We start from the raw sequence: 2,805 nt of genomic DNA on the forward strand, positions 1-2,805 counted from the left end.
GGCGGCACCCGCGCCGCCCAGGGAGAGTTCCCCTGGATGGTCAGGCTCTCCATGGGCTGCGGCGGCTCCCTGATCGCCCCTCAGATCGTCCTCACCGCCGCCCACTGCGTCAGCGGCTCCGGCGCCAACACCAGCATCACCGCCACCGCCGGAGTCGTGGACCTCCAGTCGAGCAGCGCCATCAAGGTCAGGTCGACCAAGGTCCTCCAGGCCCCCGGCTACACCGGCCAGGGCAAGGACTGGGCGCTGATCAAGCTCGCCAGCCCGATCACCTCGCTGCCCAACCTGAAGATCGCCGACACCACCGCGTACAACAACGGCACCTTCACCGTGGCCGGCTGGGGCGCCGCCCGCGAGGGCGGCGGACAGCAGCGCTACCTGCTCAAGGCGAACGTCCCGTTCGTCTCCGACGCCTCCTGCCAGGCCGCCTACGGCAGCGACCTCGTCCCCAGCGACGAGATCTGCGCCGGCTACAGCCAGGGCGGCGTCGACACCTGCCAGGGCGACTCCGGCGGCCCCATGTTCCGCAAGGACGACAACGGCGCCTGGATCCAGGTCGGCATCGTGAGCTGGGGCGAGGGCTGCGCGCGGGCCGGCTACCCCGGCGTCTACACGGAGGTCTCGACCTTCGCCGCCGCCATCACGTCCGCCGCGGCCACGCTGTAGCGGACCTGTCGCCGCCGTCACGCCCGGCCCACGGGGCCCGGACCCGGCGGCAACCGTGAACGGGTGCCCCGGAGCGGCCTCGGCTCCGGGGCACCCTCACGCTCACGCCGGGGCCAGCTCCATCGAGGAAGGCGCCCCGCCCTCCAGCTCCAGGACCCACACCTCGTTCGCGCCCTCCCGCAGTACCGGCCCCGGCACGAACAGCGCCTCCTGCGGGCCCGCCGACCAGTAGCGGCCCAGGCAGAAGCCGTTCACCCACACGAAGCCGCGGGTCGAGCCCGGCAGCCGCAGCCACGCGTCGCCGGCCCCGGCCACATCGAGCGCCCCCCGGCAGAGGCCCGGACCTGCGGGGACCGGGTCTGCGGAGGCCGGACCGAACGGCACCTTGCCGACCGCCGCCGCCTCGAAGGCGTCCAGACGCAGCGCCCGGGCCCGTACCCCGTGCAGATACTGCCGCTCGTGCCGTACGCCGCCGGTGATCCCCTTCGGCTCCGAGACCCGCGGCCCGTAGTTGACCCGGCCCAGCGACTCCACCCACAGGTCCACGAGCGCGGGACCCGCCACCGGCTCGGGAAGGAAGCAGTCCTCCTCGTCGAGCACCCCCGCCCGCAGGCCGTCGACGTACACCACCGCCCGGTCCCGCAGCCCCGTCACGCCCAGCGGGTACGGCTGCCGGGGGCCCGGCACCGCCACCCGGTAGCGGACAAGGCCCCGGTCCACCCCCAGTTCCTCGAAGGTCGGCGGCATCGGCGCCACCGTCTCCTCGCCGCCGAGCACCTCCAGGATCCCGTCCAGCGGCGCCCAGCCGTCGAACGTGCCCGACACCGGCGCCCCGAGCCGGGCCGGCGGCTCCGGCACCTCCGGCAGCGGCCCCTCCGCGTACCGGGCGAGGACCTCGCGGAAGGCCCAGTACTTCTCCGTCGGCCGCCCCGCCTCGTCGACCGGCGCGTCGTAGTCGTACGAGGTCACCGTCGGCCGCAGCGGACCGTCGTGCAGCTCGCCGTCCCGGTTCGCGCCCGCCCAGCCGCCGAAGTTCGTCCCGCCGTGCGCCATGTACACATTGACTGAGGCCCCGCACTCCAGGATCTCCCGCAGTGCCGCCGCCGCGTTCGTCGCGTCCCGTACGGAGTGCTCCGTGCCCCAGTGGTCGAACCAGCCGCACCAGAACTCCATGCACATCAGCGGACCCGACGGCTGGTGCCGGCGCAGCGTCGCGAAGCCCTCCCGCGCCCCCGAGCCGAAGTTCGCCGTCGCGAGCACCCCCGGCACCGAACCGCCCGTCAGCATGTGGTCCTCGGGACCGTCCGAGGTGAACAGCGGCACGCTCACCCCGCAGCCCCGCAGCAGCTCCGCCACCCACTCCAGATAGCCCAGGTCGGTCCCGTAACTCCCGTACTCGTTCTCCACCTGCACCAGGACCACCGGACCGCCCCGGTCGACCTGCCGCTCCACCACCTGCGGGAGCAGCCGCCGGAACCAGGACTCCACCGGCGCCAGGAACTCCGGGTCGAGGCTCCGCACCCGCCGCCCGAGCGGCCCGGTCAGCCAGTGCGGAAGCCCGCCGTTCTCCCACTCGGCGCAGATGTACGGACCCGGGCGCACGATCGCCCGCATCCCGGCCCGCTGCACCGCGTCCAGGAACCTGCCGAGCGCCTCCACGTCCGCGTACCGGCCGGGCTCCGGTTCGTGCAGGTTCCACGGGACGTACGTCTCGACGCAGTCGAGGCCCATCGCGCGCAGCATCCCGAGCCGGTGCTCCCAGTGGCCCTCGTGCACCCGGAAGTAGTGCAGCGCCCCCGAGAGCAGCCGCACCGGCCGCCCGTCGAGCAGAAAGTCCTCGTCACCCACAGCGAACGTGCTCATGGCCTCACCCTGGCCCCCTGGCGGCGGCACGGTCCATGGACAAAGATCGTCGCAGTTTGGACGTTAGAGGGAGCGGGCCGCGCGATGTACCACACCTGGATGCGTTACTTCACGCCCAGCCCCGTCCACCACCGCCTCGGCCTCGTCTGCCTCGGCGTCGGACTCCAGCACGGCACCCTGCCCACCGTCGGCCCGCGCACCCTCGACCACCACGTCGCCGTCGTCGTCTCCGCCGGCGGCGGCTGGTACCGGGGCGCCGACGGGCGCCGCACCACC

2 protein-coding genes and 1 pseudogene are annotated in these 2,805 nt (G+C 73.7%); 2 read left to right on the forward strand and 1 reads right to left on the reverse strand.

Annotated features, from left to right (window positions below; translation table 11 throughout):
• A partial coding sequence (locus tag CCN56_RS22935; RefSeq protein WP_086829571.1) for a trypsin-like serine protease occupies positions 1-666 on the forward strand: 666 nt, incomplete at its 5' end.
• 102 nt (positions 667-768) lie between these two features.
• Here CCN56_RS22935 and CCN56_RS22940 read toward each other — a convergent pair.
• Positions 769-2,529: a beta-galactosidase family protein gene (locus tag CCN56_RS22940; protein WP_086829573.1), complete on the reverse strand. Its 1,761-nt coding sequence runs from the start codon at positions 2,527-2,529 to the stop codon at positions 769-771.
• Positions 2,530-2,613: 84 nt separating this feature from the next.
• On the opposite strand from CCN56_RS22940, the pseudogene CCN56_RS44765 reads away from it, so the two are divergent.
• Positions 2,614-2,805: pseudogene (locus tag CCN56_RS44765) on the forward strand (AraC family transcriptional regulator); the annotation flags it as partial.

Origin of the sequence: Streptomyces sp. NRRL B-24572 (assembly GCF_002156145.1) — a bacterium.
In the GTDB taxonomy this organism is placed as follows: Bacteria; Actinomycetota; Actinomycetes; order Streptomycetales; family Streptomycetaceae; genus Streptomyces; species Streptomyces vietnamensis.